Below are 23,907 nucleotides of genomic sequence, written 5' to 3'. Positions count from 1 at the left end.
TAGAGTAGTCGGGCAACGCGGAAGTGGCTCAGTGGTAGAGCATCACCTTGCCAAGGTGAGGGTCGCGGGTTCGAATCCCGTCTTCCGCTCGGAGATTCTGTCTCGGTGGAGTGGCCGAGAGGCGAGGCAGCGGCCTGCAAAGCCGTCCACACGGGTTCAAATCCCGTCTCCACCTCCAAGGACGATTAGCTCAGCGGGAGAGCGCTTCCCTGACACGGAAGAGGTCACTGGTTCAATCCCAGTATCGTCCACCAGATGACGAAGCCCCAGGCCACCGGCCTGGGGCTTCGTCGCGCCCGGGCCCTTCGGGCAGGGACCCGCCCGCCGCGACCGGTCTCGGCGGGCGGGTCCGTGATCGTCGCGACGGGTGACCTACGATCAGAGGATGGCTGATGATCTGATTCCCGAGGCGTTTCGCGGGCGGATGGCCGAGGACGAGGTGGTCTGGCTGACGACCGTGGCGGCCGACGGCACGCCGCAGCCGAAGCCGGTCTGGTTCCTGTGGGAGGGCGACGGTTCCGTGCTGACCTTCAGCAGACCGGATGCCAGGCGACTCCGCCACGTCCAGGCCAGGCCCAGGGTCTCGCTCAACCTCAACAGCACGCCCAAGGGCGGTGAGGTGCTCGTGCTGATCGGTGATGCCGAGATCCTGGACGGCAGCCCGGTCGACCATCCCGCGTACGTCGCGAAATACCAGTCGGAGATGGAGCGGATCGTCGGCAGCGTCGAGGAGTTCGACGGCGAATACTCCGTGCCCATGCGCATCACCGTGACCTCGGTCAGGAGCCTCTGACCACGGCCGGCCTCCCGGAGCGAGCCCCGGTGCGGGTCAGAGTCCGCCGTTGAGGCGGAGGACGGTGATCGCGTGGACGGTCGCGTGGCCGCGCCAGTCGAGGACGCCGGCCGGCGAGATCTTGGCGTAGTCCACGGTCCAGCCACCGTCGTCCTGCTGCATCCCGGCCAGGCGGTCCAGCTCGGCGTCGATCACGTCCGGGGCGAACACCGCCCGTACGGGCCCGTCCGGGAACACGGAGAAGTCCAGCGGCCGCATCTTCTCGTCCGCCGTGCCGCCCGCGACGGGCATCATGCCGTCGGCGGGGATGAACCGGCCCAGCCGTTCGGCCAGGGCCGCCGTCTCGGGACGGGTGGCGTGCACGGCGTCCAGGAAACGCATCGCGAAGGCCAGGACCATGGCGTGCGGCGTCTCCTCGATCGCCTCGATCGCGCGGAGGCAGTAGCGGGTGGCCCGCTCCAGCCACGGGTGCGCGGCGACGGCCGGGTCGTGGGCGGCGACGCGCAGCGCGACCGCCGTGACGCAGGCGGTCATCTGCAGGGAGGAGGCCGTGGGGTCGGAGTCCGCCCACCAGGGGGCGTTGCCCGCGGTGGACGTGACCGGCAGCGCGAACGGCAGCCCTCCGTCGGGGAGGCTGATCGACTGCAGCCAGTCGCACAGGGCCGCGGCCTGCGGCGCGACGGCCGGGGCGACGTCCTCGAAGACCTCGAAGGCGTGCAACGCCGCTCCCGGCTGGCTCTCGGGCGAGCGCAGATCGGGCTCCAGGCCCCATCCGTAGCCGCCGTCGGGGTTGCGGTAGGCGCCGACGGCCGCCAGGGCGGCCGTCGGATCGGCTCCGCCCTGCAGCAGGTGGAAGCGGTGCCGGTCCAGTATGCGGGCGTGGGTCGCCATGAAGTCGGCGGCCGCGTCGAGATCGAGCTCCATACGCCGATCCTGCCCCGGCCTCGCGACCGGAGTCTTGTACGTTCCGGCCGTCACCTGCTCGTGGAGGATCCGCGTACGGCGGCCGGCACATACCGCATCCGCGCCTTGTGTTGAATGTCCCGATCTTGGGACATTGTCATGACACGATGACGAACTTTTCTGCCGGAGACTAAGAGGTACAGACGTGTGCCGGGGCGCCCTTGCCAGTCCGTCCCGGCACACGCCTACGCTCCCGCCTCAGAGCCGGTTGAGCCCCACGACGTGCAGCACCGCGCGGCCCTCCTCGTCGGAGGCGGCCAGGTCGACCTGCGCGTCGATGCCCCAGTCACCGTCGCCCGCGGGGTCCTTGACGGTCTGGCGGACCTTCCACAGCCCGCTCTCCTCCTCGATGCGCAGCAGCGCGGGCCCCCGCGCGTCGGCGCCGGTGAGGATCTCCTCGTGGTCGTCGTAGTAGGCGTCGAGCGCCGCGCCCCAGTCGACGTCGGGGGCCAGCTCCTCCAGCTCGTCCTCCTTCTCCAGGGCGCAGAGCTCGATCAGCCGGAACATCGCGTTGCGCACCAGCACCCGGAAGGCCCGCGGGTTGGCGGTGACCGGGCGGACCTTGGCCTCCAGCTGCTCCTGCCGCTCCAGTGCCTCCTCGGGGTTGGCCAGCTTCTCCCACTCGTCGATCAGGGAGGAGTCGACCTGCCGCACCAGCTCGCCGAGCCATTCGATCAGGTCGACCAGGTCCTCGGTCTTCAGATGCTCGGGCACCGTGCGCGACAGCGTGCGGTAGGCGTCGGCCAGGTAGCGCAGCACCGTGCCCTCGGACCTGGCCAGCTCGTAGAACTGGATGTAGTCGCCGAACGTCATCGCCCGCTCGTACATGTCACGCACCACGGACTTGGGGCTGACCGTGTAGTCGCCCACCCACGGATGCCCCCGCCGGTAGGTCTCGTAGGCGCCGAGGAGCAGGTCGTCGAGCGGCATCGGGTACATCACCTCGGCCAGCGCCTCCATCCGCTCTTCGTACTCGATGCCGTCGGCCTTCATCTGCGCCACGGCCTCGCCCCTGGCCTTCTTCAGCTGGGCCGACAGGATCTGGCGCGGATCGTCGAGGATGGACTCGACGATCGACACCATGTCGAGCGCGTAGCCGGGCGCCTCGCGGTCGAGCAGCTCGAACGCGGCCAGCGCGAACGTCGACAGCGCCTGGTTGAGCGCGAAGTCCTCCTGCAGCTCGATGGTGAGCCTGGCCCGCCTGCCCTGCTCGTCGGGCTCCTTGAGCTGCTCCACGATGCCGCCGGCGAGCAGTGACCGGTAGATGGCGATGGCCTGGCTGATGTGCCGCCGCTGCCACTTGCGGTCCTCGTGGTTGTCGGTCAGCAGGTGCTTCATCGCCTGGAAGCAGTCGCCCGGCCGGTTGATCACCGCGAGCAGCATCGCGTTGCTCACCTTGAACCGGGAGTTGAGCGGCTCCGGCTCGGCGGTCTGCAGCTTCTCGAACGTGTCCTCGCTCCAGCCGACGAACCCCTCCGGCGGCTTCTTGCGGGCGTAGCCCCGGCGCCGCTTGGGGTCGTCGCCGATCTTGGCGAGCGCCTTGGCGTTCTCGATGTCGTGCTCGGGCGCCTGGCAGGCAACGTAGCCGATCGTGTCGAAGCCGGCCCGCCCGGCGCGGCCCGCGATCTGGTGGAACTCGCGGGCCCGCAGGCGGCGCACCTTGTTGCCGTCGTACTTGGACAGCGCGGTGAACAGGACCGTGCGGATCGGCACGTTGACGCCGACGCCGAGCGTGTCGGTGCCGCAGATGACCTTGAGCAGCCCGGCCTGGGCCAGCCGCTCCACCAGCCGCCGGTATTTCGGCAGCATCCCGGCGTGGTGCACGCCGATGCCGTGGCGCACCAGCCGCGACAGGGCCCGGCCGAAGCGGGTGGTGAACCGGAAACCGCCGATCATCGCGGCGATCGCCTCTTTCTCGGCCTTCGTCGACATGTTGATCGACATCAGCGCCTGGGCCCGCTCCATCGCGGCGGCCTGCGTGAAGTGCACCACGTAGACCGGCGCCTGGCCGGTGCTGAGCATCTCCTCCAGCGACTCGTGCAGCGGGGTCATCCGGTAGGAGTAGATCAACGGGACGGGCCGTTCGGCGTGCTTGACCACCGCCGTCGGCCGCCCGGTGCGCCGGGTCAGGTCGCGTTCGAACATCGAGACGTCGCCGAGCGTCGCCGACATCAGCACGAACTGCGCCCGGGGCAGCTCCAGCAGCGGAACCTGCCAGGCCCAGCCCCGGTCGGGCTCGGCGTAGAAGTGGAACTCGTCCATCACCACCTGGCCGATGTCGGCGGCGGCGGCGTCGCGCAGCGCCACGTTGGCCAGGATCTCGGCGGTGCAGCAGATGATCGGCGCGCCCGGGTTGACGCTCGCGTCGCCGGTCATCATGCCGACGTTGTCGGTGCCGAACAGCGCGCACAGGTCGAAGAACTTCTCCGACACCAGCGCCTTGATCGGCGCGGTGTAGAAGGTGCGGAGGTCGCGGGTCAGCGCGGCGAAGTGGGCGCCGGCGGCGACCAGGCTCTTGCCTGATCCGGTGGGGGTCGCCAGGATCACGTTGCTCCCGGAGACGACCTCGATCAGGGCCTCCTCCTGGGCGGGATAGAGCGTGAGCCCCCGTTCGGAGTTCCAGGCGACGAAGGCGTCGAAGATGGCGTCGGGCTCGGCGTCGATCTCTTCGGGCAGGCGGTCTACGAGAAGGCTCACCCCTCTATCCTGCCGAAGTCCGCGCCATGGTCGGACCGGCCGGCCCGGCCGGGCCGCTCAGCTCTGGGCGCGCGGCCCCGTGATGAGCAGGCCGCCGAGGATGGCCAGGATCGCCAGGAACGGGGCGCCGCCGGGCGCGAACCCCGCCACGGTCAGCGTCAGCAGCCCGCCGCCGACCAGCGCGGCCGAGGTGAGCGCCCCACGCCAGGTCGCCTCCCCGTACGGCAGCGCGGGCGGCTCCTCGAAGCGCCGGAACCAGCTCAGCAGCGGCCACATGACCAGGCACAGCGCCCCGAGCCAGAGCGGCCATCCGGCGAACCAGCCGAGGCCGCCGGGAGCCGGGGTGTCCAGTCCGAGGCCCACCACGACCACGCCCGTGACGGCGAACAGGGCGGGCATGTGCCACAGGTAGGCGGTCATGACGCGCGGCCCGGCCCAGGCGAGCAGGCGGCCGACCGGCAACCGCGCGAGCCACGGCCGCAGCGTCACGGCCAGCCCGATCTGCCCGAACGCCACGGCCAGCATGGCCAGCGTCGGCGGGGCCATGTTCGACACCTCGGCGCCGGGCAGGCCGATCATGCTGCCCGGGTACGGCCCGGCCCACACCAGCAGCGCCGCGGCCCCGAACCCGCCGGCGGCCAGCGCCCACGGCCGGCTCAGCCGCCCGTCGGCGTACCGGAGACCGAGCTGGTGCACCGCGAGCCAGACGAACACGATGTTGAGGTAGCCCAGCGCGTCCAGGCCCGTCGAGAAGCGCAGCAGGTCGGTCAGCGCCGCGCCGGCGGTGAGGACCACGGGAACCCACGCGCCGTGCCTGCGGTGCAGCCCCAGCAGCCAGGGGGTGGCGACGACGGCGATCAGGTAGACGGCGAGGAACCACAGCAACTGGCCGGTCAGCCGCGCCCCCACGTCCAGCGGCTGCTCGGGCACGCCGAGCGCGGCCAGCACCTGGGGGAGCGGGATCCAGACCGCGGCCAGCGGCAGCAGCGGCCAGGCCAGCCGGCGCAGCCGGGCGAACAGCCACCGCGGCGCGTCATGCGCGGCGCGGCCGAGGCTGATCGCGTTGGCCGCGCCGCCCGCGAAGAACACCAGCGGCATCACCTGGCTGATCCACGTGACCGCCCACACGCCCGGCGTGGCCAGCGCGTTGCCCGTGCTGAGCCGGACGCCGTCGAAGGACAGGACCGGGATCGTCCAGTGCTGCAGCACCACGAGCGCGATGGCGAACACCCGCAGGAGGTCGAGGAACGGGTCCCTGGCGGCCGGTCGCGCAGGCGCCGGTCGGTCCGGTGCGACGGCGCCCGCTCGGGGGAGCGGACGGTCGAGCAGGACGGTCATTCGGGGCCTCGATTCCTCGTCAACGGGTCATCCAAGGCTCCCGCCGGACCCGGCCCCGCACATTGCCGCGAGCCACCCTGTCCGGGTCGAGATCACACCCCCACGCCGGGTAGGGCTGGCCCTACCACCGGACGCCCGCACACCGGATCGCCGCCGGATGGCGGGAGTCATAGCGTGTAGGCCATGCGCTCCCTGAAGAGGCGTGTCCTGCTGGACACGCGCTACACGCTCGTCGGCTTTCCCACGGCCGTCATCGCCTTCGTGCTCCTGGTGGCCGGGTTCGCCGCGGGGGTCGGCACGGTGGTCGTCTGGATCGGGGTGCCGATCCTGGTCGGCACCCTCATGGTCGCTCGCGGTTTCGCCGACGCGGAGCGAGCCTGGCTGGCCGACGTGCTGGAGCGCCCGCCCGTGCGCCCCCGCTACAAGCCCGCTCCCGCCGGGGCCGGCCGCTTCCGCAGGCTGGTCAACCCGCTGACCAGCGGGCAGTCATGGCTCGATCTGCTCCACGGCCTGCTGAACTTCCCGATCTCGATCGTCTCGTTCGTGGTCACCGTGGTCTTCTGGGCGCTGCCGCTGGCCGGCCTGACCTACCCGATCTACGGCATCGTCACCTCACGCATCCCGGGCAACACGGAGCTGCCCCAGCTCCTCGGCTTCGGCGCGGGCTACTGGACCAACGTGCTGTTCTACGTGAGCCTCGGGCTGGTGAGCGCGCTGCTCCTGCCGTTCCTGGTGCGCGGGTCCGCGCTGCTGCGGGCGGGTCTCGGCCGGGCGCTGCTGACCGGCGTCGCCGAGCTGCACGAACGCATCGACGACCTGGCCGAGGGCCGGGCCGCCGCCGTATCGGCCGAGGCCAACGCGCTGCGCAAGCTGGAGCGCGACATCCATGACGGCCCGCAGCAGCGCCTCGTCTCGCTCGCCATGGAGCTGTCCCGGGCGCAGCGCCAGATGAACAAGGACCCCCAGGCCGCCCAGGCCACGATCGACTCGGCCATCACGGCCACCCGGGAGACGCTCGACGAGCTGCGCGCCCTGTCGCGCGGCATCGCGCCGCCCATCCTGTCGGACCGCGGGCTCGCTCCCGCCCTCGCCGCGCTGGCCGGCCGCTGCACCGTCCCCGTCGACCTCGACGTGCAGGTCTCCGAGCGCTACCAGGCCAGTGTGGAGAACGCCGTCTACTACGTGGTCGCCGAGACGCTGACGAACGTCGCCAAGCACAGCCGCGCCACCGTCTGCACCGTCCAGCTGACCCGGGCCGCCGGCGTCCTCATGCTGACGATCGGCGATGATGGGGTCGGCGGCGCACACGTCGCCAAGGGACACGGTCTCGCCGGCCTCGCCGACCGGCTCCGCGCGGTCGACGGGGAGCTCACGGTCCGGTCGCCGGACGGCGGGCCGACAGTGATCGTGGCGGAGGTGCCGTGCGCGTAGTCGTGGCCGATGACGCGGTTCTGATCAGGGAGGGCCTGGTCAGGCTGCTCGAAGAGTTCGGCTGCGAGGTGGTGGCGGCCGTCGGCGACGGCGACGGCCTCGTCTCGGCCGTGGCCGAGCACCGGCCGGACGTGTCGGTGGTGGACGTGCGGATGCCGCCGTCGTTCACCGACGAGGGGCTCCGGGCGGCGGTCGAGGCCCGCAGCCGGGTGCCGGGCGCGCCCGTGCTCATCCTGTCGCAGTACGTCGAGGTCTCCTACGCCGACGACCTGCTGGCCGACGCCAGGGGCGCGGTGGGCTACCTGCTGAAGGACCGGGTGGTCGACGTCGACGAGTTCCTGGAGGGGCTGCGGCGGGTCGCCGCGGGCGGGACCGTGTTCGATCCGCAGGTGGTGTCGCAGTTGATGGTGCGCAGGCGCAGGGATGATCCGCTGGCCCAGCTGACCCCGCGCGAGCGGGAGGTGCTGGGGCTGATGGCCGAGGGCAGGTCCAACCCGGCCATCGGCAGGCAGCTGGTGATCAGCGACGGGGCGGTGGAGAAGCACATCCGGAGCATCTTCAGCAAGCTCGGCCTGTACGCCGACGACAGCGACCAGCACCGCAGGGTCCTCGCCGTGCTGACCTACCTGCGGTCCTGACGCCCTTCGGGAACGGTCCGGGCGGTCCGGCCCGGAACGCCGGCCGGTCCGCGCGGTCGGTTCCGCGCGGACCCGGCCGCCCGGTGTCAGCCGAGCGCGTCGACCAGCTTCTTGCGCTGCTGGGCGCCCAGGCCCCCGAGACGGCGCTTCTCGTCGACGCCCGCCTCCTCCATCAGCGCGGTGGCCTTGGCGGGGCCGACGCCCTTGACCGCGCGCAGGGCCTGCGAAACCTTGATCTTCTTGGCGATGTCGTCATCGCGCTCCAGCAGCTGGGCGAAGGACAGCTCGCCTGCCTTGACCTTGGCCAGCAGGGCGGTGCGGGCCGCGCGCGCCTCGGCGGCCTTCTCCAGAGCCGCCTTGCGCTGCTCGGGGGTGAGCGTGGGAAGTGCCATCTCGGATCTCTCCTCGGGGATTGACGTTCGGGGTTTCCTGTTACCCGTCGTGCAGGGGCTAATCATGGCGGATCCCTGCCATTCCCCGTGCGGAAAGTCACCGCTCAGCGGGTGTGCCAGACCGAGGCGGCCGCTTCGGCGCACGCCACGTCCTGCGCGATGGTGCCTCCGCTGACCCCTACGCCGCCCATCACCCGTTCGCCCTCACCGTAGTCCGCCCACAGCGGGACGCCGCCCCCGAAACAGACGAAACGATCACCGGCCAGGCCGTAGAGCTCGCCTCCCGGGCGGGCCAGCTCCGCCAGGTCGGCGGTGGGCCTGCCGTGGGCCACCGAGGTGTAGGCCTTGCCCGGGGCCAGCACCGGCCCCGCGAGCCGCGCCCCCTCCATACGCTGGAACGTCACCAGATGGCCGCCCGCGTCGACCACCGCCACGGAGATCAGCGCGCCTTCGCGTGCCGCCTGCTTCAACGCCGCCTCGCACACGCGTAGCGCCAGTTCAAGGTCCACGTGTTCTCTTCCCCTCAGGAACCTGCCGCCGCACCCATCGTCCGCCTCCATCCGTACCGCCGGGCGGGCGGCTCCGCAAGATCGTGTACGGTGCCGCGCGCCGGCGACCTGTGGGTGCTTTCCGCCCTCCCGCGTGGTATCCATCACATTCCGAATTCCGGGCGTGTCGCAGGGGTTTCTCAGGTGTGAAGCCGGCGCCAGGCCTCGACGCCCCGGACGGTGAGGAAGTCGTCGAAGACCGACTCCATGGCCCCGATCAGGGGACCGCGCCAGCCGAGGGCGGAGGCGGCCAGCCGGGGCGGCCGCTCCCGGCGGATCGTCATGAGACCGGTCTCGAACGGCTCCACGAGCGCGGGCAGGGCCCGCTCGTACAGGTCGGCGCCGAGCCCCGACAGCGTCACCACCTCCGGGTCGTGCGCGTTCGTCAGAGCGGCGACGCCCCGGCCGAGGGCCTGGGCGCAGGCGCGCACCGCCCGCGCCTCCGCGCTCGCGGCGGCGGCCGGGGCGGCTCGGGCGAGGATCTGTTCGGCCCGCGCGCGGCCCCTCCCGCCGCCGTAGGCGAGCCCGAGGTGACGCAGCAGGGCGTTGGCCCCCACGTCCATCCCCCAGCAGCCGTGCGCCCCGCACATGCACGGCGCGCTCCCGCCGGTGAGCGGCATGTGCCCGAACTCGGCGCCCATCCCGCCCGCGCCGCCCAGCGGCCGGCCGTCCACCACCAGCACCCCGCCGACGTCGAAGTCGACGTGCAGGTGCAGCCCCACGCGGGCGTCGCGCAGCAGGCCCCGGCGAGCCTCGGCCAGCCCCGCGAACGCCGTGTCGTTGCCCACCTTCGGCACCGTGGCGCCGAGTCCGAGCAGAGCGGGGACGTCGACCGAGCGCCAGCGCAGATGCGCCACGTCGACCAGCCCTCCGGCGCGCACCGGGCCCGCCACGGCCACGCCCACGCCGACCACCCGGTGGCCGAGCCGTGCCAGGTGGCCCCGCAGCGCCTCGCCCAGCGGGCCGAGCGCGTCCGCCGGGGTGCCGTCGTGGCCGGCGGAGCCGAGGGGCGTCGGATGGCCGCCCAGCTCGCAGGCGGCGACCTCCCAGCCGTCCTCGCGCAGGTCGACGGCCAGCGCGAGCGGGCCGTCCGGGTGCGGGCCCGGCACCTGGGTGGGGCGGCCCCGGCCGTGCTCGGGCGCGGGCGCCTCGTGCGCCAGCCGGTCGCCGGCCAGCTCGGCGGCCAGCACCGACGCGGTGCCCCTCGCCAGACCGAGGTCGCGGGTCAGCTGCGAGCGGGTGCGCGTGGCGCCGCAGTCGTGCACGGCGCGCAGCAGCCGGACCCGGTTGTGCGCGCGCAGTTCGACGCTGGTCGTCGCCCCGCTCATTGTGTACGCCTCATGATACTCATTATGCTCTAGCCATGAACATAAGTCTCGCGGACGCCCGGCGCGCCCGCATCGGGGTGTTCGGCTACTTCTTCCTGGCGGGGTTCGTGATGGGGTTGTGGGCCTCGGGCCTCCCCTCGCTCGAGGAGCGGCTGGACCTGGGCGCCGGCAGGATCGGCAGCGTGCTGCTGCTGATCTCGGCCGGCGCGCTGGTGTCGATGCTGGTGGCCGGGCCGCTGGTGGACAGATGGTCGAGCAGGGTCGTGTGCTGGGTCGGCGGCCCGCTGTCGGCCGTGGTGCTGCTCGGCCCCGCGCTCGCGCCGTCGTACCCGGCGCTGGCGGGCCTGGCGGTGGTCTTCGGCCTCGGGCTGGGCGTGACCGAAGTCGCCATGAACGCCCACTCCGTCGAGGTCGAACGCGCCTACGCGCGGCCGATCATCTCGGCCTTCCACGGCACGTGGAGCCTCGGCGGCGCGGCGGGCGGCGCGCTGACCGCCATCGTGCTGCGCGCCGACCTGGACGCGCAGACGCTGCTCATCGCGGCCGCGATCGTGGTGCCGTTCCTGTACGTGCCGCTGGCTCCGCTGTTGCTGCCCGCGCCGCCCGCGCATCCCGAGCCGGGGAAGGAAGCCGCCGGTGGGGGCACGGGAGGCGGGCTGCGCTGGGGGCTGATCGCGCTGCTCGGGGTGGCCGCGTTCGCCGGGCACCTGAGCGAGGGGGCGGCCATCGACTGGGCCGCCCTGCACGCCCGCTGGGTCCTCGACACCGACGCCGCCGCCGCGCCGCTCGCCTACACGATCTTCGCCGTGGCCATGACGACCATCCGGCTGCTCGGCGACCCCATCCGGGCCCGGCTCGGCTCCGTCAACACGATCCGGCTCGCCGGGATCATCGCCACCTGCGGATACGGCCTGGTGCTGGCCGCGCCGCTGACCGGCGCCTCGCTGCGCGTGGTCTGCGCCTGGACCGGCTGGGCGCTGGCCGGCGTCGGGCTGGCCACGGTGGTGCCGGTCATCTTCAGCGCCGTCGGCGCGGCCGGCGGGCGGGTCGGCCGGGCGCTGTCCCTGGTGACCGCGTTCGGCTACAGCGGGCTGCTGGTCGGGCCCGCGCTGCTCGGCTACATCGCGGAGGCGTCGTCGCTTCCCGTCGCCCTGATCGTGCCCGGCGTCCTCGCCGCCGTCGTCGCCCTCACGGGCGTCCCGGCCATCCGCGCCCTGCCGGTCGCCTCTTCGGCGGCAGGGGAGTCCGAACCGGCCGAGGCGTCCGCCCGCGAGTGACCCGCCGGGCGTCCAGGCGGCCGCACGAGATGGTCAGGCGGGGACGTGGTTGCGCAGGGCCAGGTCCGCCGGGTACGGCGCGAAGTAGCTCTGGTCGAGGACGTAACCGCTGTCCTCGCCGCGGGCGTGGTGGCGCAGGAGCGTCGCGGGCACGCTCAGCGGCACCAGGCCCGCCTGGTAGGAGGCGATGACCTCCACCAGGTCGGCCCGCTGGACGGGATCGACGCTGATCATGCCGAGGCAGTGGTGAAGGACGTTGACGTTGCGGCCGACACTGGCCTTCCTGGCCAGCGCCATGCGGAACACCCGGGCGTAGTCGGCGGCCAGCCGGTCACGCGACCCGACGCCCGCCTGGGCGACCACCCGCCCGGCGAGGCGGTAGGTCGCCGGATCGTGGGCGAGGATCTGCATCTTGTGCCGGGCGTGGAAGGCGACCAGGTCGCGCGGGCGCCAGTCGCCGGTCAGCAACTCGCGCAGCCGGGCGTGGGCGAAGATCCGTTCCACGAACGTCTCGCGGAGCAGCGCGTCGTGCAGCCGCCCCTCGTCCTCGACCGGCAGCAGCGGGTCGGCCGAGATGACGACCCCGGCGTAGACGCCCCGGCCGCGCCGGTCGGCCGGAGGGCCGGACTCCCGGTGCACGGGGATGCCGTGGACGCCGCAGCTCGGGCTCTTGGCCTTGAACACGTACCCGTCCACGTCGAGCGCGGCGGCCCGGGCGCGGGCCAGGGCGGTCATCCGGTCGGTGAGGTCCACGCGGGTCTTGCGGGTCATGAGGCGCGGCCCGTCGCCGGAGCTCTCCAGGCGGAGCGTCTCGCGCGGGGTGCCGAGCCCGGCTTCCATCTCCGGGCAGATCGGCACCCAGTCGACGTGCGGGTCGAGGGCGCCGGTCAGGAACCGGTCGCGGCTGTGGCCGCCGTTGAACCGTACCGGCTCGCCGAGCAGGCAGCCCGAGACGGCCACCCTGGGCCTGGCCATGGCGGGGAGCGCGTTCATCGCCGCCTCCTCCGGATAGATAAGTTCGTCAAAACTTATTCATATCCGGAGGGGAAGCGGTAGGGCAACCAAGGGCGGGGAGATCGTGGGGCGCGGCGTCCCGGCCGGTCACACCCGCGCGGCCGGCTCGCCGGGACGCGGCTCGGCCGCGGACGCGGCGGCGGCCAGGTTGCGGGACATCCGGCCGAAGATCAGCTCGTGGAAGGGCGAGATCGTCCACCAGTAGAGATGCCCCAGCAGCCCGCGCGGATGGAAGATCGCCCGCTGGTGGTAGACGGTGCGGCCGTCCTCGCGCGACACGCTCAGCTCCAGCCAGGCCAGACCGGGCAGCCGCATCTCGGCCCGCAGCCGCAGCAGGTGGCCGCGCTCGACCTCCTCCACCCGCCAGAAGTCGAGCGCGTCGCCCGCCCTGAGCCGCGCCGGATCGCGGCGGCCCCGGCGCAGCCCCACCCCGCCGAGGGCGCGGTCGATCGCTCCGCGCAGGTGCCAGGCGACGGGCAGGGAGTACCAGCCGTTCTCGCCGCCGATGCCCTCGATCATCCGCCAGAGCGTGGCCGGATCGGCGTCGACCACCTGGGTGCGCCGGTCGACGTACAGGCTGCCGCCCGTCCAGTGGGGATCGGTGGGCAGCGGGTCGCTGGGCGCGCCCGGGACGGAGGCCGAGGTCCAGCGCGTTTCCACGTCGGCCTCCTTGATCTTCTTCAGCGCCAGCGACACGGCCCGGGAAAAGCCGGTCAGGCCCTCCGGCGGGTCGGGGACGTAGCGGGCGATGTCGTGTTCGCGGCACACGGTCTCGTTGCGCAGGGACTCCACCAGCGGGCGGGCGATGCCGGCCGGCACCGGTGTGATCAGGCCGACCCAGTGGGCCGACAGCCATGGGCTGAGCAGGGGCACCGGAATGATCAGCCGTGGCGGCAGGCCGGCCACGGCGGCGTACCCGCGCATCATGTCGGCGTAGGTCAGCACGTCGGGGCCGCCGATGTCGAAGGCGCGGTCGACGCGGTCCGGCACGGACGCCCAGGCGACCAGGTAGCGCAGCACGTCGCGCACCGCGATGGGCTGCGTCCGGGTCCGCACCCAGCGCGGCGTCGTCATCACCGGCAGCCGCTCGGTCAGGTAGCGCAGCATCTCGAAGGAGGCCGACCCGGACCCGATGATCACCGCGGCCCGCAGCACCACGGCCGGGACTCCGGAGGCCAGCAGTGTGTCGGCCACCTCGGCGCGCGAGCGCATGTGCGGCGACAGGGCCTCGCCGGAGGCGAGCCCGCCCAGGTAGACGATCCTGCGCACGCCGGCCGCCCGCGCCGCCTCGGCGAACACGGCGGCCGCCTGCCGGTCGGCCGCGGCGAAGTCCCGGCGCGCGCCCATGGTGTGGATCAGGTAGTAGGCCACCTCGATCCCGTCCAGCGCCCGCCGGGTCGCCTCCGGGTCGAGCGCGTCGGCCTCGGCCGGCTCGACGCGCTCCGACCACGGCAGGTCGCGCAGCTTGCGGGTGGTGCGCACCATGCACCGCACCTGATGACCGGCGGCCAGCAGCTCGGGGGCCAGCCGCCCGCCGATGTAGCCGGTCGCTCCCGTGACAAGACATCGGGCCATCGTCGAACCACCTCCTCACCGACACCTACCCTGACCTGGCGTTATGCGATCGTGACTTGACCTCGCGGTCGGCTGCCGGTTTCATGTCCGAAACACGGTAAACGTTTACAGCAACGCGCTGGAAACGTTTACGTCCACAGGAGGACAGCTTTGGGCCAGGGACCCACGATCACCACGATCGCCCAGCGCGCGGGCGTCTCCATCGCGTCGGTCTCACGGGTGCTCAACGGACTGCCGACCCGGCAGGAGACCGAGCGCAAGGTGCTGGCCGCCGCCGAGGAGCTCGGCTACGTGCGCAACGCCGTGGCCAGATCGCTCAAGTCGCGCCGCACCCACCAGGTCGCGTTCGCCATGGCCGACGTCGGCAACCCGGCCTACCTGGCCATGCTGCGGGAGATCCAGCCGGTGCTCAAGGCGGCCGGCTACCGGCTCGTGCTGCACTCCACCGACGCCGTCGTGGCCGACGAGATCGAGGTGCTGCACAGCCTCGGCGAGAGATACGTGGACGGGCTCATCATGGTGCCGCTGCGGGTCACGGAGGCGCACCTGGCGATGCTCGCCTCCGCCCGAGCCCCTGTGGTGATCATCGGTTCGGTGCCCGAGGGCACGCCCGTCGACAACGTGCGCGCCGACTCGCGCACCGGTGTCCGGCTCGCCCTCGACCATCTGCACGCGCTCGGCCGCCGCCGCATCGGACTGGTCAACGGCCCGCTCGACACCGTGCCGGGCGCGGCCCGCGGCGCCGCCTACCGGGAGGCGCTCGGCGCGCTCGGCCTGCCGTACGACGAGGAGCTGGTGGAGATCGGAGACTTCTACCGCGCGGAGGGGGGCCGCGCGGTGGCGACGCTGCTCGACCGGGTGCCCGACCTCGACGCGCTGATGTGCGCCAACGACCTGATCGCGCTGGGCGCGCTCGACGTGCTGCGCGCCGCCGGCCGGCGGGTGCCGCGGGACGTGGCGGTGGTCGGCATGGACGACACCGACCTCGCCGCCGCGTCCTGGCCGTCGCTCAGCAGCGTCTCCCTGGGCTCCGCCGAACGTGGCCGAGCCGCGGCCGAGCTGCTCCTCGACCGGTTGCGGCACGGCGAGCGCGAGCCCCGCCTGGTCACGGTGCCGCCCCACCTCGTGGTGCGCGCCTCCACCGGCCGGGCGGGCGCGGAGGAGCCGCGGGGGGACGCCCCGTGACGGCGACCGTGACGCGGCCCGCGCCGCCCAGGCGGCAGGCCGGGCACGGCGGTGGCTCGCGGCGCGACCGCGAGATGTGGGTGCTCATGCTGCCCGCCCTCGTGCCGGTCCTGCTGTTCAGCGTCGGCCCCCTCCTGTACGGCATCGGCCTGGCGTTCACCGACGCGGAGGCCGGCCGCAACCACGTCACGAGCTTCGTCGGCCTGGCCAACTTCGGCGACCTGCTGGCCGACGACGAGTTCTGGTCGTCGATCAGGATCGGCCTGGTCTGGGCCGTGTCCGTGACCGTGCTGCAGTTTCTCGCCTCGCTGGGCCTGGCGCTGCTGCTCAACCAGAGGCTGTGGTTCCGGGGCCTGGCCCGGGTGCTGGCCGTGGTGCCGTGGGCGATGCCGCCCGTGGTCATCGGCCTGATGTGGCGCCTGGTCTACCACCCCGACGCGGGCATCCTGAACAGCACGCTCGGCACCGACGTCAACTGGCTCGCCGACTTCACCTGGGCCCTGCCCGCCGTCATCGTCATGGGCGTCTGGAGCGGCATGCCGCAGACCACGGTCGTGCTGCTGGCCGGCCTGCAGGGCGTGCCCAGGGAGCTGTACGAGGCGGTCGAGGTCGACGGCGCGGGCACCTGGCGCAGGTTCTGGAACATCACCCTGCCCCAGCTGCGCCCCATCATCGTCACCATCACCTCGCTCGACTTCGTGTGGAACGTCAACCAGTTCAGCCTCGTCTACGTGCTCACCCAGGGCGGGCCCGGCGGCCGGACCCGGCTGCCCATGCTCTTCGCCTACGAGGAGGCGTTCCGCTACGGCTTCTTCGGCTACGCGGCGACCCTCGGGCTGACCATCGTGATCGTCGTGCTCGCCCTGCTCGGGTTCTATCTGTGGCGGCAGCTGCGGGAGGTTTCGTGAGAAGGGTCCCGCAGTACGCCGCGCTGCTGGCGTACCTCGTCTTCCTGGCGTTTCCGCTGGTCTGGCTGCTGTCCACGGCGTTGAAGACGCCGCAGGAGATGGCCGCCCTCGACCCCGCCTGGATCCCGCGCGACCCCACGCTGGCCAACTTCGGCGACGCGTTCGGCGAGCAGGACCTCGTGGGCGCGGGCGCCCGCAGCCTGGTCGTGGCCCTGGCGAGCTCGCTGCTGACGGTCGCCGTGGCGTTGCCGGCGGCCTACGCGCTGGCCCGCTACCGAGGGCTGCTCAAGCAGGTCACGCTCGGCTGGGTGCTGGTCAGCCAGGTCTTCCCGTTCATCCTGATCATCATCCCGCTGTTCATGGTGCTGCGGCGGCTCGACCTGGTGAACACGCTGACCGGGCTCGTGGTGGTGCACGTGACGTTCACGCTGCCGTTCGCGCTGTGGATGCTGCAGGGCTACGTGCGGTCGGTGCCGCGCGAGCTGGAGGAGGCCGCGGCCGTCGACGGCGCGGGCCGGATCCGCTCGATCGTCAGCGTCGTCGCGCCGCTCCTCGCGCCCGGAGTGGTGGCCACACTGCTGTTCTCGTTCATCTCGTCCTGGAACGAGTTCCTCTTCGCACTCGTGGTCCTCAAGGACCCCGAGGTGATGACACTTCCGCTCACGCTGGTGAGGTTCACCGGCCCCGAGGGGGTGTCCAGGCTCGGCCCGCTCGCCGCGGCGTCGCTCATGGCGACGATCCCGAGCCTGATCTTCTTCGCGATCATCCAGCGACGGCTGAGGTCCGGTCTGATGGCCGGCGCTGTCAAGGGCTAGGAGGCTCTCATGCGTTTGAAGTCCGCGTTGGCGGCTGCCGCGATCGTGGCGCTGACCGCCGCGTGCGGTGGGGGAGGTGCGGAGCAGGAGCCCTCCTCGGGCGAGCCGGTCAAGCTCGACTTCCTCAGCCTCGCCTGGCAGAAGGAGTCGGTGGAGGCCAACAAGCAACTCGTCGAGGAGTGGAACAAGGCCAACCCCGGCGTCCAGGTCACCTACGTCCAGGGCAGCTGGGACACCGTCAACGACCAGCTCGTCACGTCGTTCGAGGGCGGCGACGCGCCGGACGTCATCCACGACGACTCGCCCGCCCTGTCGGGGTTCGCCGCCAAGGGCTACCTGCTGGACCTGAAGGACAAGGTGCCCGCCGAGCTGAGGAGCGACATCCCGCAGCCCGCCTGGGACACCGTCACCTTCGGCGACGGCAAGGGCGGCGAGGGGGTGTTCGGCGTGCCGTTCCTGCAGGAGTCGCACGTCATCATCGCCAACAAGAAGCTGCTCGACGCGGCCAAGGTGCGCATCCCCACCTCCGGCGAGCCGTGGACGTGGGACGAGTTCGCCGACATCAGCAAGAAGCTCACCAAGGGCGACACGTACGGCGTGGCCTGGCCGATGAAGTCGCCGGTCAACAAGACGCTCAACCTGGCGCTCAACTTCGGCGGCACGTTCTTCCAGACCACCGGCGGCAAGACCACGGTCAAGGTCGGCGCGGAGGAGAAGGAGGTCCTCCAGCGCATCCACGACCAGCTCTACAAGGACAAGTCGGCCGACACGGCGGCGCTCGGCATGGGCACCGCCGACCCGCTGCCCGGCTTCTTCGCCGACAAGTACGCGATGCTGCCGGTCGGCGTCTTCCTGCGCCAGCAGGTCGCCGAGCAGGCGCCCGACGGCTTCGAGTGGGTGACGCTCCCGCCGCTCAAGGGCGTCAGCGCCGAGCAGGGCGCGGTCTCGCAGACCCTGTCGGTCGCCGCTGACAGCAAGCACCCGGACGAGGCCGTCACGTTCATCTCGTTCTTCCTGAACGGCCCCAACCAGGCCAAGCTCGCCAGGGGTGACTGGCTGCTGCCCACCTCGGTCAAGGCCGCCTCCGACCCGGTCCTCACCACCGAGGAGAACGGCTGGGACGTGGCCACCGCCTCGGGCAAGAACCTCGTGGTGGCGCCGTTCCTCAAGGTGAACGGGTTCGACGAGTGGAAGAGCAAGGTGGCGACGCCGGTGCTGCAGGAGTTCTACGCCAACAAGATCACCATCGACGAGGCGGCCAAGAGGCTCGTCGACGACGGCAACAAGGTGCTGGAGCGGTACCAGCGGTGACCTTTCGCGACAGAGCCCGGGGGTGTCTGCTCGGCCTGGCGGCCGGAGACGCCCTCGGGGCGCCGGCGGAGAACCTCTCTCCGGCCGAGATCCGCCGGCGGTGGGGACGGCTCACCGAGATCGAGGGCGGGGGCACCGACGACACCGAGTACGCCGTCTTCGCCGCCTCCCTGCTGGTGCGGCACGGGCACGCGCTGACCTCGGCCGACGTGGCCGCCGCCTACCGGGCGGAGATCGTGCCGCTGGTGACGGGGCCGATGCGCGGGGCCGGCTTCTCCGAGCTCGGCACGGTCGAGGCGCTGCGCCGGGGGCTGGAGCCGCCGCTGACCGGGCGGGCGCACCTGCACGGCTGGTCGGACGGCCTGGCCATGCGCGCCGCTCCGTACGGCGTGTTCTGCCCCGGCGACCCGGCCGAGGCGGCGCGGCTGGTCGAGCAGGACGGTCTGGTGAGCCAGTCGGGCGAGGGCGTGCTCGGCGGTCGCGCGGTCGCGGGGGCCGTGGCCGCCGCCATGTCCGGGGCCTCACCACGGGAGACGGTACGCGCCGCGCTGTCGGTGCTGCCGGCCGACTCCTGGACCGCCCGGAACATCACCCGGGTGTGCGAAGTGCTCGACCGGCCGCCCACCGCCGGCTCCGGTGACGCGCCGGCCCGCGCGCCGGGGGCGCAGGACGCGCTGGTCGAGGCGTTGCACGCGGCCGTCGTGGTCAGGCACTACCCCTGGACGGACCTGGCTCCCGAGGCGGTGGCGCTCGCGCTGGCCGCCTACCTGGTGGGTGAGGGCGACGTGGAAGCGTCGGTGACGTTCGGCGTCGGGCTGGGGCGGGACGCCGACACCATCGGCGCCATCGCGGGCGCCGTCGCCGGAGCGGGCCAGGGCGAGCGCGGCGTGCCCGAGCGGTGGGCCCGTCGGATCGGCCCCGCGACCGGAAAGTGCCTGCCCGTGGTGGCGGGCAGGCACGTGCTCGACGTCGCCGACGAACTGGCCGCCCACCTGCCGACCGACCCGGTGGATCCGGTGGATCCGGTGGATCCGGTGGACTTGGGCGGACTCGGGGCCTGGGCGGACGGAACGGCCGATGGGCCGGGGGGAGGGCGGTAGAGCGCATGTCGGGGGACAGGATCAGGGGCGCCTTTCTCGGGCTGGCCGTGGGCGACGCGGCCGGCTGGCCCGCCGCCAGGCACCGGGCGGCCCTGCACGCGCCGTGGAGCAGGCGGCTGCACCGCGAGCTCGACGCGTTCGCCGAGGAGCACCGGGTCACCACGCTGCCGGTGCCGTTCGCGCTCAACCAGCCGGTCGCACCGCTGGCCGTCGGCCCGTCCGACGACGCCGAATGGCTCGCCTGGACGCTGCTCACCGTCGACGAGCCGCGCGCCGCGGCGTTCCGCGCGCTCGGCCCGGACATCCGGGCCCGCATCTCGGTCGCGACCGCGATCGGCAACCTGGCCCGGGGCGTCGAGCCACCCGCCAGCGGCCACGACAACCCGCACCACTTCGACGACGCCGCGGCCGTCAGGGCGGTCGCCTTCGGCGCGCTCGGCCGCGACCCCGCCGAGGACGCCCAGGTCACCAACGCCGGTGACGGGCTGCTCGGGGCGCGAGCCATGGCGCTGGCCGTGGCCGAGGCGGTCGCGTCGGGATCGGCGGCCGAGGCCGTCCGGGCGGCGCTGACCGTACTGCCCGGCGACACCGCCATCGGCCACAACGCGCGGCTCGCGCTGGAGGTGGCCCGCGCGGCGGGCGATCCGTTCGCCGCCGTGCCCGCGCTCGACGCGGCCCTGCTCGACCACGTCTACAGCTACGGGGTGGGCGCGGCGCAGACGGTGCCCGTCGCGCTGGCGCTGGCCGAGGTGTCGGGCGGCGCGCTCGACCGGGCGGTGCCGGCCGCCGCGTGCCTGGCCGCGCTGGCCGACTCGGCCCCCGCTCTCACCGGAGCGCTGGCCGGCGCGTGTGGCGGGCTCGCCGCGATCCCGGAGGGGTGGATCGCGTCGGCCCGTACGCTGGCCGGCTGCTGCGTGCCGGCGCTGGCGGGGAAGGATCTGATGGAACTCACGGAGGAATTCGCATGACGCCGCTTGAAGACCAGCCTGCCGACCTGCTCGCGAGCAAGGCCACAGGTTGCGTGGCGGGGGCGGCGGTCGGTGACGCGCTGGGCGGCGCGACCGAGGGCTGGACTCCCGAACAGATCGTGAAGAGGTACGGCGGCCAGGTGCAGGGCATCGTGCCCCCGTACAACGAGGACTGGCGCAACGCCCGGCCCATCGCGCCCTATCACAAGGGCGACGGCCACATCACCGACGACACCCTGATGACGCACGCGCTGATCCGCGTCTACGAGAAGGTCCAGGGACACCTCGGGGCCTACGCGATGGCCGACCATCTGGTGCCGGAGCTGATGGGGGAGCGGCGGTGGATCCCCGAGCTGGAGACCGAGGCGCTGCCGCTGCACCGGATCTTCCTGGCCGAGAAGTGGATCGTGGCCCGGCTGCACTACGGCCACGTGGACCCCCGCGAGGCCGGCGTCGGGAATATCGTGAACTGCGGCGCGGCGATGTACATGGCGCCCGTCGGCGTCGTGAACGCCGCCGACCCCGACGCCGCCTACGCCGAGGCGGTCGACCTGGCCGGCGCCCACCAGTCGAGCTACGGAAGAGAGGCGGCCGGGGTGATGGCCGCCGCCGTCGCCGAGGCCATGCGGCCGGGCGCGAGCGTCGACTCGGTGGTCGCGACCTGCCTGCGGCTGGCCAAGGACGGCACCCGGGCCGCCATCGACGCCGTCTGCGAGACCGCGCGCGGCCTCGGCCACTGGGACGGCTCGTTCGCGGCGCTCCGGGCGGCCGTCCGGCCCTACGACACGGTCGCCGACACCTACCGCGACCAGGGCCTCGGTGCTCGCCGGCCGAGCCGCGTGCACAGCATCGAGGAGCTGCCGCTGGCGCTCGCCTTCCTCGTCGTGGCCAAGGGCGACTTCCGGGAGACGGTGCTCGGCGGCGTCAACTACGGCCGTGACGCCGACTCGATCGCCTCCATGGGCGGCGCCATCGCGGGCGCGCTCGGCGGGCTCGCCGCCGTTCCCGCCGAGTGGCTCGAAGGGGTCGCCGAGGCCAGCCGCATCGACCTGCTGGCGCCCGGCCGCGCCATCGCCCAGGTGGCCCGCCGCGTCCACGCCGACGACCGCGCCCGCCGCCACGTCCACGAGTCCGCCTTCGCCACCCTCCTCACGGACGGCCCCCGATGAGGCTCGCTTCGGGCGCGATGCCCGCTCCGCGTTCGGCGGTGGTCGTGTCGCGGTCCGTGGTGCCCGGCTCGGGTTCGGCGGTGGTTGTGTCGCGGTCCGTGGTGCCCGGTCCGGGTACGGCGGTGGTCGTGTCGCGATCCGTGGTGCTTTGTCCCGGTACGACGGGGCGCGCGTGATCCGGCTCACCTGGGTGCAGCCCGAGGACCTGGTCGGGCACGAGCTGCGGCAGGCCGCCGAGGACGGCAGGGACGTGCGCGACGTCGCCGCCCGATGGCACGCGGCCGGCGGGCACGACGCCCCGCCGCGCGCCGGCGCCTCCGAGCCCGGCGCGGCGAGGCTGCGGCCGCTGGCCGAGCGGCTGCTCGACGAGCTGGCCGCGATCCCGTCGCCGCTCGACGAGCCGACCGACCTGGCGGCCATCATCGCCGCCACCCCGGCCTGGCCCGCGGCCCGCGACCGGGTGCCGGGCGGGCGGCGGCCCGACCTGGACCGGGTTCCGGGCGGGCGGCGGGTCGACCCCGCGCGGGTGCTGGGGGCCTGGCAGGGCAGGGTCGCCGGGTGCGTTCTGGGCAAGCCGGTGGAGAAGATCCCGCGCGAGGGGATCAGGGCGATCGCCGAGGCGACCGGCAACTGGCCCATCCGGGGCTGGTTCACCGCCAGGGGCCTGCCGCCGGAGATCGCCGAACGGTGGCCGTGGAACCGGCGCAGCGCCGTCAACTCGCTGGCCGAGAACATCGACGGCGTCCCCGAGGACGACGACCTCAACTACCCGCTGCTCGCCCTGACGGTCCTGGAGCGCCACGGCCGCGCCTTCACCACCGACGACGTGGCCAGGCTGTGGCTCGACGAGCTGCCCGCGGGCCGTACGTTCACCGCGGAGCGCGTCGCGTACCGCAATCTGCTGGCCGGTGTGGAGCCCCCGGAGACGGCCACGCTCCGCAACCCGTTCCGCGAGTGGATCGGCGCGATGATCAGGACCGACGTGTACGGCTGGGTCAACCCGGGCGACCCCGCCACCGCGGCCGAGTACGCGTGGCGCGACGCCCGGCTCACGCACACGGCGAACGGCGTGTACGGCGCGATGTTCGCCGCCGCCATGTGCGCGCAGTCGCTCGTCGCGACCTCGGCCGAGGAGGTGGTGAACGCCGGGCTGTCGGTCGTCCCGCCGGGCTCGCGGCTGCACCGGGCCGTACGGCAGGCGGTCGAGGACGCCGCGCGGGAGAGCGACTTCGAGACAGTGGTCGACCGGCTGCACGAGCGGCACGGCGGCCTGCACTGGGTGCACACGGTCAACAACGCCGCGCTCGTCGCCGCCGCCCTGGTCCACGGCGAGGGTGACGTGACCGCGACCATCGCCGGGGCGGTCGCCGGCGGGTGGGACACCGACTCGGCCGGCGCGACGGCGGGCTCGCTCGCCGGGGCGCTGAACGGCGGGGTGCCCCGGCGGTGGCGCACCCGTGACAGCCTGGCGACCAGCCTGACCGGTTTCGACGGCATCGGCCTGGCGGAGCTGGCCCGCCGCACGCAGGAGATGATGGGCGCATGATCTCGGTCTTCGGCAGTGCCAACATGGACCTGGTCGCGTACGCGTCGCGGGCTCCCCGGCGGGGTGAGACGGTCACCGGCCGGATGTTCCGCACCGTGCCCGGCGGCAAGGGCGCCAACCAGGCGATCGCCGCGGCCCGGGCGGGCGCGGAGGTGGCGTTCCTCGGCGCGGTGGGCGACGACGGCTTCGCCACCGAGCTGCGCGAGACGCTGGCCGTGGCCGGGGTGAACGTCGAGCGGCTACGGCGGGTGCCGGGGCCGAGCGGCATCGCGCACATCGTGGTCGACGACGAGGGCGGCAACTCGATCGTCGTGGTGCCCGGCGCGAACGGCGCCGTCACCGGCCCCGGCAAGGAGGACGAGGCAGTGATCGCGGCCTCGCGGGCGCTGCTGCTCCAGCTCGAACTCCCCATGCCGGCGGTGGTCGCCGCGGCGCGGGCGGCCAGGGACGCGGGCGTGCCCGCCATCCTCACACCCGCCCCGTCGCGGCCGCTGCCGGCCGAGCTGCTGGACGCGGTCGCGCTGATCGTGCCCAACGAGCACGAGGCCGCCGATCTCACCGGCGCGTCCTCTCCCGACGCGGCCCTGGACGCGCTGCTCGACCGGGTTCCCGAAGCGGTGATCACGCTCGGCGCCGAGGGCGCCCTGTACGGCTCGCGCTCGGGCGACCGGCTGCGGGTGCCCGCCGTGCGGGTGAAGGCGGTCGACACCACGGCGGCCGGTGACACGTTCGCCGGCGCGCTCGCGGTGGCCCGCGTGGAGGGCCGTCCGATGGCCGAGGCGCTGCGGTTCGCCTCGGCGGCGGCGGCGCTGTCCGTCCAGCGGGAGGGGGCCAGCACCTCGATGCCGTCGCGCGCCGACATCGAGGCGGCGTTCGCCCGCTGACGTGAGTCAGAGGCCGGCGGCGGTCCT

General features: G+C 73.2%; 21 protein-coding genes and 3 tRNA genes. 16 read left to right on the top strand and 8 right to left on the bottom strand.

What is annotated here, in order from left to right:
• Positions 1-17 precede the first annotated feature (17 nt).
• The 4 genes from IEY82_RS33200 (at position 18) to IEY82_RS33185 (ending at position 793) form a co-directional block, all read left to right on the top strand.
• Positions 18-89, top strand: a tRNA-Gly gene (locus IEY82_RS33200).
• Between the two features lie 15 nt (positions 90-104).
• A tRNA-Cys gene (locus IEY82_RS33195) sits at positions 105-178 on the top strand.
• 1 nt (position 179) lies between these two features.
• A tRNA-Val gene (locus tag IEY82_RS33190) sits at positions 180-254 on the top strand.
• Positions 255-385: 131 nt separating this feature from the next.
• Positions 386-793: a TIGR03667 family PPOX class F420-dependent oxidoreductase gene (locus IEY82_RS33185; protein WP_189128230.1), complete on the top strand. Its 408-nt coding sequence runs from the start codon at positions 386-388 to the stop codon at positions 791-793.
• Between the two features lie 36 nt (positions 794-829).
• Here IEY82_RS33185 and IEY82_RS33180 read toward each other — a convergent pair whose 3' ends face one another.
• The 3 genes from IEY82_RS33180 to IEY82_RS33170 all read right to left on the bottom strand — a co-directional run bounded on the left by IEY82_RS33180 (position 830) and on the right by IEY82_RS33170 (position 5,791).
• Positions 830-1,717: a hypothetical protein gene (locus tag IEY82_RS33180; RefSeq protein WP_189128229.1), complete on the bottom strand. Its 888-nt coding sequence runs from the start codon at positions 1,715-1,717 to the stop codon at positions 830-832.
• A 237-nt stretch (positions 1,718-1,954) separates the two neighbouring features.
• On the bottom strand, positions 1,955-4,453 hold the full coding sequence (locus IEY82_RS33175) for a DEAD/DEAH box helicase (RefSeq protein ID WP_189128228.1): 2,499 nt from the start codon (positions 4,451-4,453) through the stop codon (positions 1,955-1,957).
• A gap of 57 nt (positions 4,454-4,510) precedes the next feature.
• Positions 4,511-5,791 carry an acyltransferase family protein gene (locus IEY82_RS33170; protein ID WP_189128227.1) on the bottom strand — a complete coding sequence of 427 codons (1,281 nt, stop codon included), beginning with the start codon at positions 5,789-5,791 and terminating at the stop codon, positions 4,511-4,513.
• 183 nt (positions 5,792-5,974) lie between these two features.
• Here IEY82_RS33170 and IEY82_RS33165 point away from each other — a divergent pair, with 183 nt between their 5' ends.
• Both IEY82_RS33165 and IEY82_RS33160 read left to right on the top strand, forming a co-directional pair.
• On the top strand, positions 5,975-7,222 hold the full coding sequence (locus tag IEY82_RS33165; protein ID WP_189128226.1) for a sensor histidine kinase: 1,248 nt from the start codon (positions 5,975-5,977) through the stop codon (positions 7,220-7,222).
• A complete protein-coding gene (locus tag IEY82_RS33160; protein WP_189128225.1) occupies positions 7,213-7,860 on the top strand; it encodes a response regulator transcription factor in 648 nt (215 codons plus the stop codon). The genes IEY82_RS33165 and IEY82_RS33160 overlap by 10 nt, the downstream gene beginning before the upstream one ends.
• Before the next feature lie 86 nt (positions 7,861-7,946).
• Here IEY82_RS33160 and mihF read toward each other — a convergent pair whose 3' ends face one another.
• From mihF to IEY82_RS33145, 3 genes are all read right to left on the bottom strand, one after another.
• Entirely contained in the window at positions 7,947-8,252 is a 306-nt protein-coding gene (gene mihF / locus IEY82_RS33155) for an integration host factor, actinobacterial type (protein WP_184962109.1), read from the bottom strand.
• Positions 8,253-8,356: 104 nt separating this feature from the next.
• The gene (locus IEY82_RS33150) at positions 8,357-8,761 is read right to left on the bottom strand and encodes a GlcG/HbpS family heme-binding protein (RefSeq protein WP_189128224.1); all 405 of its coding nucleotides are present in this window, start codon (positions 8,759-8,761) and stop codon (positions 8,357-8,359) included.
• Positions 8,762-8,940: 179 nt separating this feature from the next.
• Positions 8,941-10,128, bottom strand: a complete 1,188-nt coding sequence (locus IEY82_RS33145) for an ROK family protein (protein WP_189128223.1) — start codon at positions 10,126-10,128, stop codon at positions 8,941-8,943.
• A 35-nt stretch (positions 10,129-10,163) separates the two neighbouring features.
• On the opposite strand from IEY82_RS33145, the gene IEY82_RS33140 reads away from it, so the two are divergent.
• Positions 10,164-11,405 carry an MFS transporter gene (locus IEY82_RS33140; protein WP_189128222.1) on the top strand — a complete coding sequence of 414 codons (1,242 nt, stop codon included), beginning with the start codon at positions 10,164-10,166 and terminating at the stop codon, positions 11,403-11,405.
• 33 nt (positions 11,406-11,438) lie between these two features.
• Here the strand turns inward: IEY82_RS33140 and IEY82_RS33135 are convergent, their stop codons facing one another.
• Positions 11,439-12,398 (bottom strand): YbgA family protein, encoded by a 960-nt coding sequence (locus tag IEY82_RS33135; protein WP_189128221.1) that lies wholly within the window; start codon positions 12,396-12,398, stop codon positions 11,439-11,441.
• Between the two features lie 108 nt (positions 12,399-12,506).
• On the bottom strand, positions 12,507-13,994 hold the full coding sequence (locus IEY82_RS33130; RefSeq protein ID WP_189128220.1) for an SDR family oxidoreductase: 1,488 nt from the start codon (positions 13,992-13,994) through the stop codon (positions 12,507-12,509).
• 150 nt (positions 13,995-14,144) lie between these two features.
• On the opposite strand from IEY82_RS33130, the gene IEY82_RS33125 reads away from it, so the two are divergent.
• The 9 genes from IEY82_RS33125 to rbsK all read left to right on the top strand — a co-directional run bounded on the left by IEY82_RS33125 (position 14,145) and on the right by rbsK (position 23,880).
• Positions 14,145-15,179 (top strand): LacI family DNA-binding transcriptional regulator, encoded by a 1,035-nt coding sequence (locus IEY82_RS33125; RefSeq protein WP_189128219.1) that lies wholly within the window; start codon positions 14,145-14,147, stop codon positions 15,177-15,179.
• On the top strand, positions 15,176-16,087 hold the full coding sequence (locus tag IEY82_RS33120; protein ID WP_225264146.1) for a carbohydrate ABC transporter permease: 912 nt from the start codon (positions 15,176-15,178) through the stop codon (positions 16,085-16,087). The genes IEY82_RS33125 and IEY82_RS33120 overlap by 4 nt, the downstream gene beginning before the upstream one ends.
• Complete coding sequence (locus IEY82_RS33115; RefSeq protein WP_189128218.1) at positions 16,084-16,902, top strand: carbohydrate ABC transporter permease; 819 nt, start codon at positions 16,084-16,086, stop codon at positions 16,900-16,902. Before IEY82_RS33120 ends, IEY82_RS33115 begins: the two co-directional genes overlap by 4 nt.
• Before the next feature lie 9 nt (positions 16,903-16,911).
• A complete protein-coding gene (locus IEY82_RS33110; RefSeq protein ID WP_189128217.1) occupies positions 16,912-18,213 on the top strand; it encodes an ABC transporter substrate-binding protein in 1,302 nt (433 codons plus the stop codon).
• Positions 18,210-19,313, top strand: a complete 1,104-nt coding sequence (locus IEY82_RS33105; protein ID WP_189128216.1) for an ADP-ribosylglycohydrolase family protein — start codon at positions 18,210-18,212, stop codon at positions 19,311-19,313. The genes IEY82_RS33110 and IEY82_RS33105 overlap by 4 nt, the downstream gene beginning before the upstream one ends.
• 5 nt (positions 19,314-19,318) lie before the next feature.
• Positions 19,319-20,281, top strand: a complete 963-nt coding sequence (locus IEY82_RS33100) for an ADP-ribosylglycohydrolase family protein (protein WP_189128215.1) — start codon at positions 19,319-19,321, stop codon at positions 20,279-20,281.
• Positions 20,278-21,450, top strand: coding sequence for an ADP-ribosylglycohydrolase family protein (locus IEY82_RS33095; RefSeq protein WP_189128214.1), 1,173 nt, complete (start codon positions 20,278-20,280; stop codon positions 21,448-21,450). Before IEY82_RS33100 ends, IEY82_RS33095 begins: the two co-directional genes overlap by 4 nt.
• A 172-nt stretch (positions 21,451-21,622) precedes the next feature.
• A complete protein-coding gene (locus IEY82_RS33090; protein WP_189128213.1) occupies positions 21,623-22,996 on the top strand; it encodes an ADP-ribosylglycohydrolase family protein in 1,374 nt (457 codons plus the stop codon).
• Positions 22,993-23,880, top strand: a complete 888-nt coding sequence (gene rbsK, locus IEY82_RS33085) for a ribokinase (protein ID WP_189128212.1) — start codon at positions 22,993-22,995, stop codon at positions 23,878-23,880. Before IEY82_RS33090 ends, rbsK begins: the two co-directional genes overlap by 4 nt.
• Positions 23,881-23,907: the final 27 nt, after the last annotated feature.

Origin of the sequence: Nonomuraea cavernae (assembly GCF_014646355.1) — a bacterium.
Lineage (GTDB): Bacteria > Actinomycetota > Actinomycetes > Streptosporangiales > Streptosporangiaceae > Nonomuraea > Nonomuraea cavernae.
Note: the sequence above shows the minus strand (reverse complement) of the source record. Positions and strands in the feature narration are given on the sequence as shown.

Coding starts and splice junctions, on each gene's coding strand:
- IEY82_RS33185 (WP_189128230.1), top strand. CDS start 386: ATGGCTGATGATCTGATTCCCGAGGCGTTTCGCGGGCGGATGGCCGAG.
- IEY82_RS33180 (WP_189128229.1), bottom strand. CDS start 1,717: ATGGAGCTCGATCTCGACGCGGCCGCCGACTTCATGGCGACCCACGCC.
- IEY82_RS33170 (WP_189128227.1), bottom strand. CDS start 5,791: ATGACCGTCCTGCTCGACCGTCCGCTCCCCCGAGCGGGCGCCGTCGCA.
- IEY82_RS33165 (WP_189128226.1), top strand. CDS start 5,975: ATGCGCTCCCTGAAGAGGCGTGTCCTGCTGGACACGCGCTACACGCTC.
- mihF (WP_184962109.1), bottom strand. CDS start 8,252: ATGGCACTTCCCACGCTCACCCCCGAGCAGCGCAAGGCGGCTCTGGAG.
- IEY82_RS33145 (WP_189128223.1), bottom strand. CDS start 10,128: ATGAGCGGGGCGACGACCAGCGTCGAACTGCGCGCGCACAACCGGGTC.
- IEY82_RS33140 (WP_189128222.1), top strand. CDS start 10,164: ATGAACATAAGTCTCGCGGACGCCCGGCGCGCCCGCATCGGGGTGTTC.
- IEY82_RS33135 (WP_189128221.1), bottom strand. CDS start 12,398: ATGAACGCGCTCCCCGCCATGGCCAGGCCCAGGGTGGCCGTCTCGGGC.
- IEY82_RS33130 (WP_189128220.1), bottom strand. CDS start 13,994: ATGGCCCGATGTCTTGTCACGGGAGCGACCGGCTACATCGGCGGGCGG.
- IEY82_RS33110 (WP_189128217.1), top strand. CDS start 16,912: ATGCGTTTGAAGTCCGCGTTGGCGGCTGCCGCGATCGTGGCGCTGACC.
- IEY82_RS33100 (WP_189128215.1), top strand. CDS start 19,319: ATGTCGGGGGACAGGATCAGGGGCGCCTTTCTCGGGCTGGCCGTGGGC.
- IEY82_RS33095 (WP_189128214.1), top strand. CDS start 20,278: ATGACGCCGCTTGAAGACCAGCCTGCCGACCTGCTCGCGAGCAAGGCC.
- rbsK (WP_189128212.1), top strand. CDS start 22,993: ATGATCTCGGTCTTCGGCAGTGCCAACATGGACCTGGTCGCGTACGCG.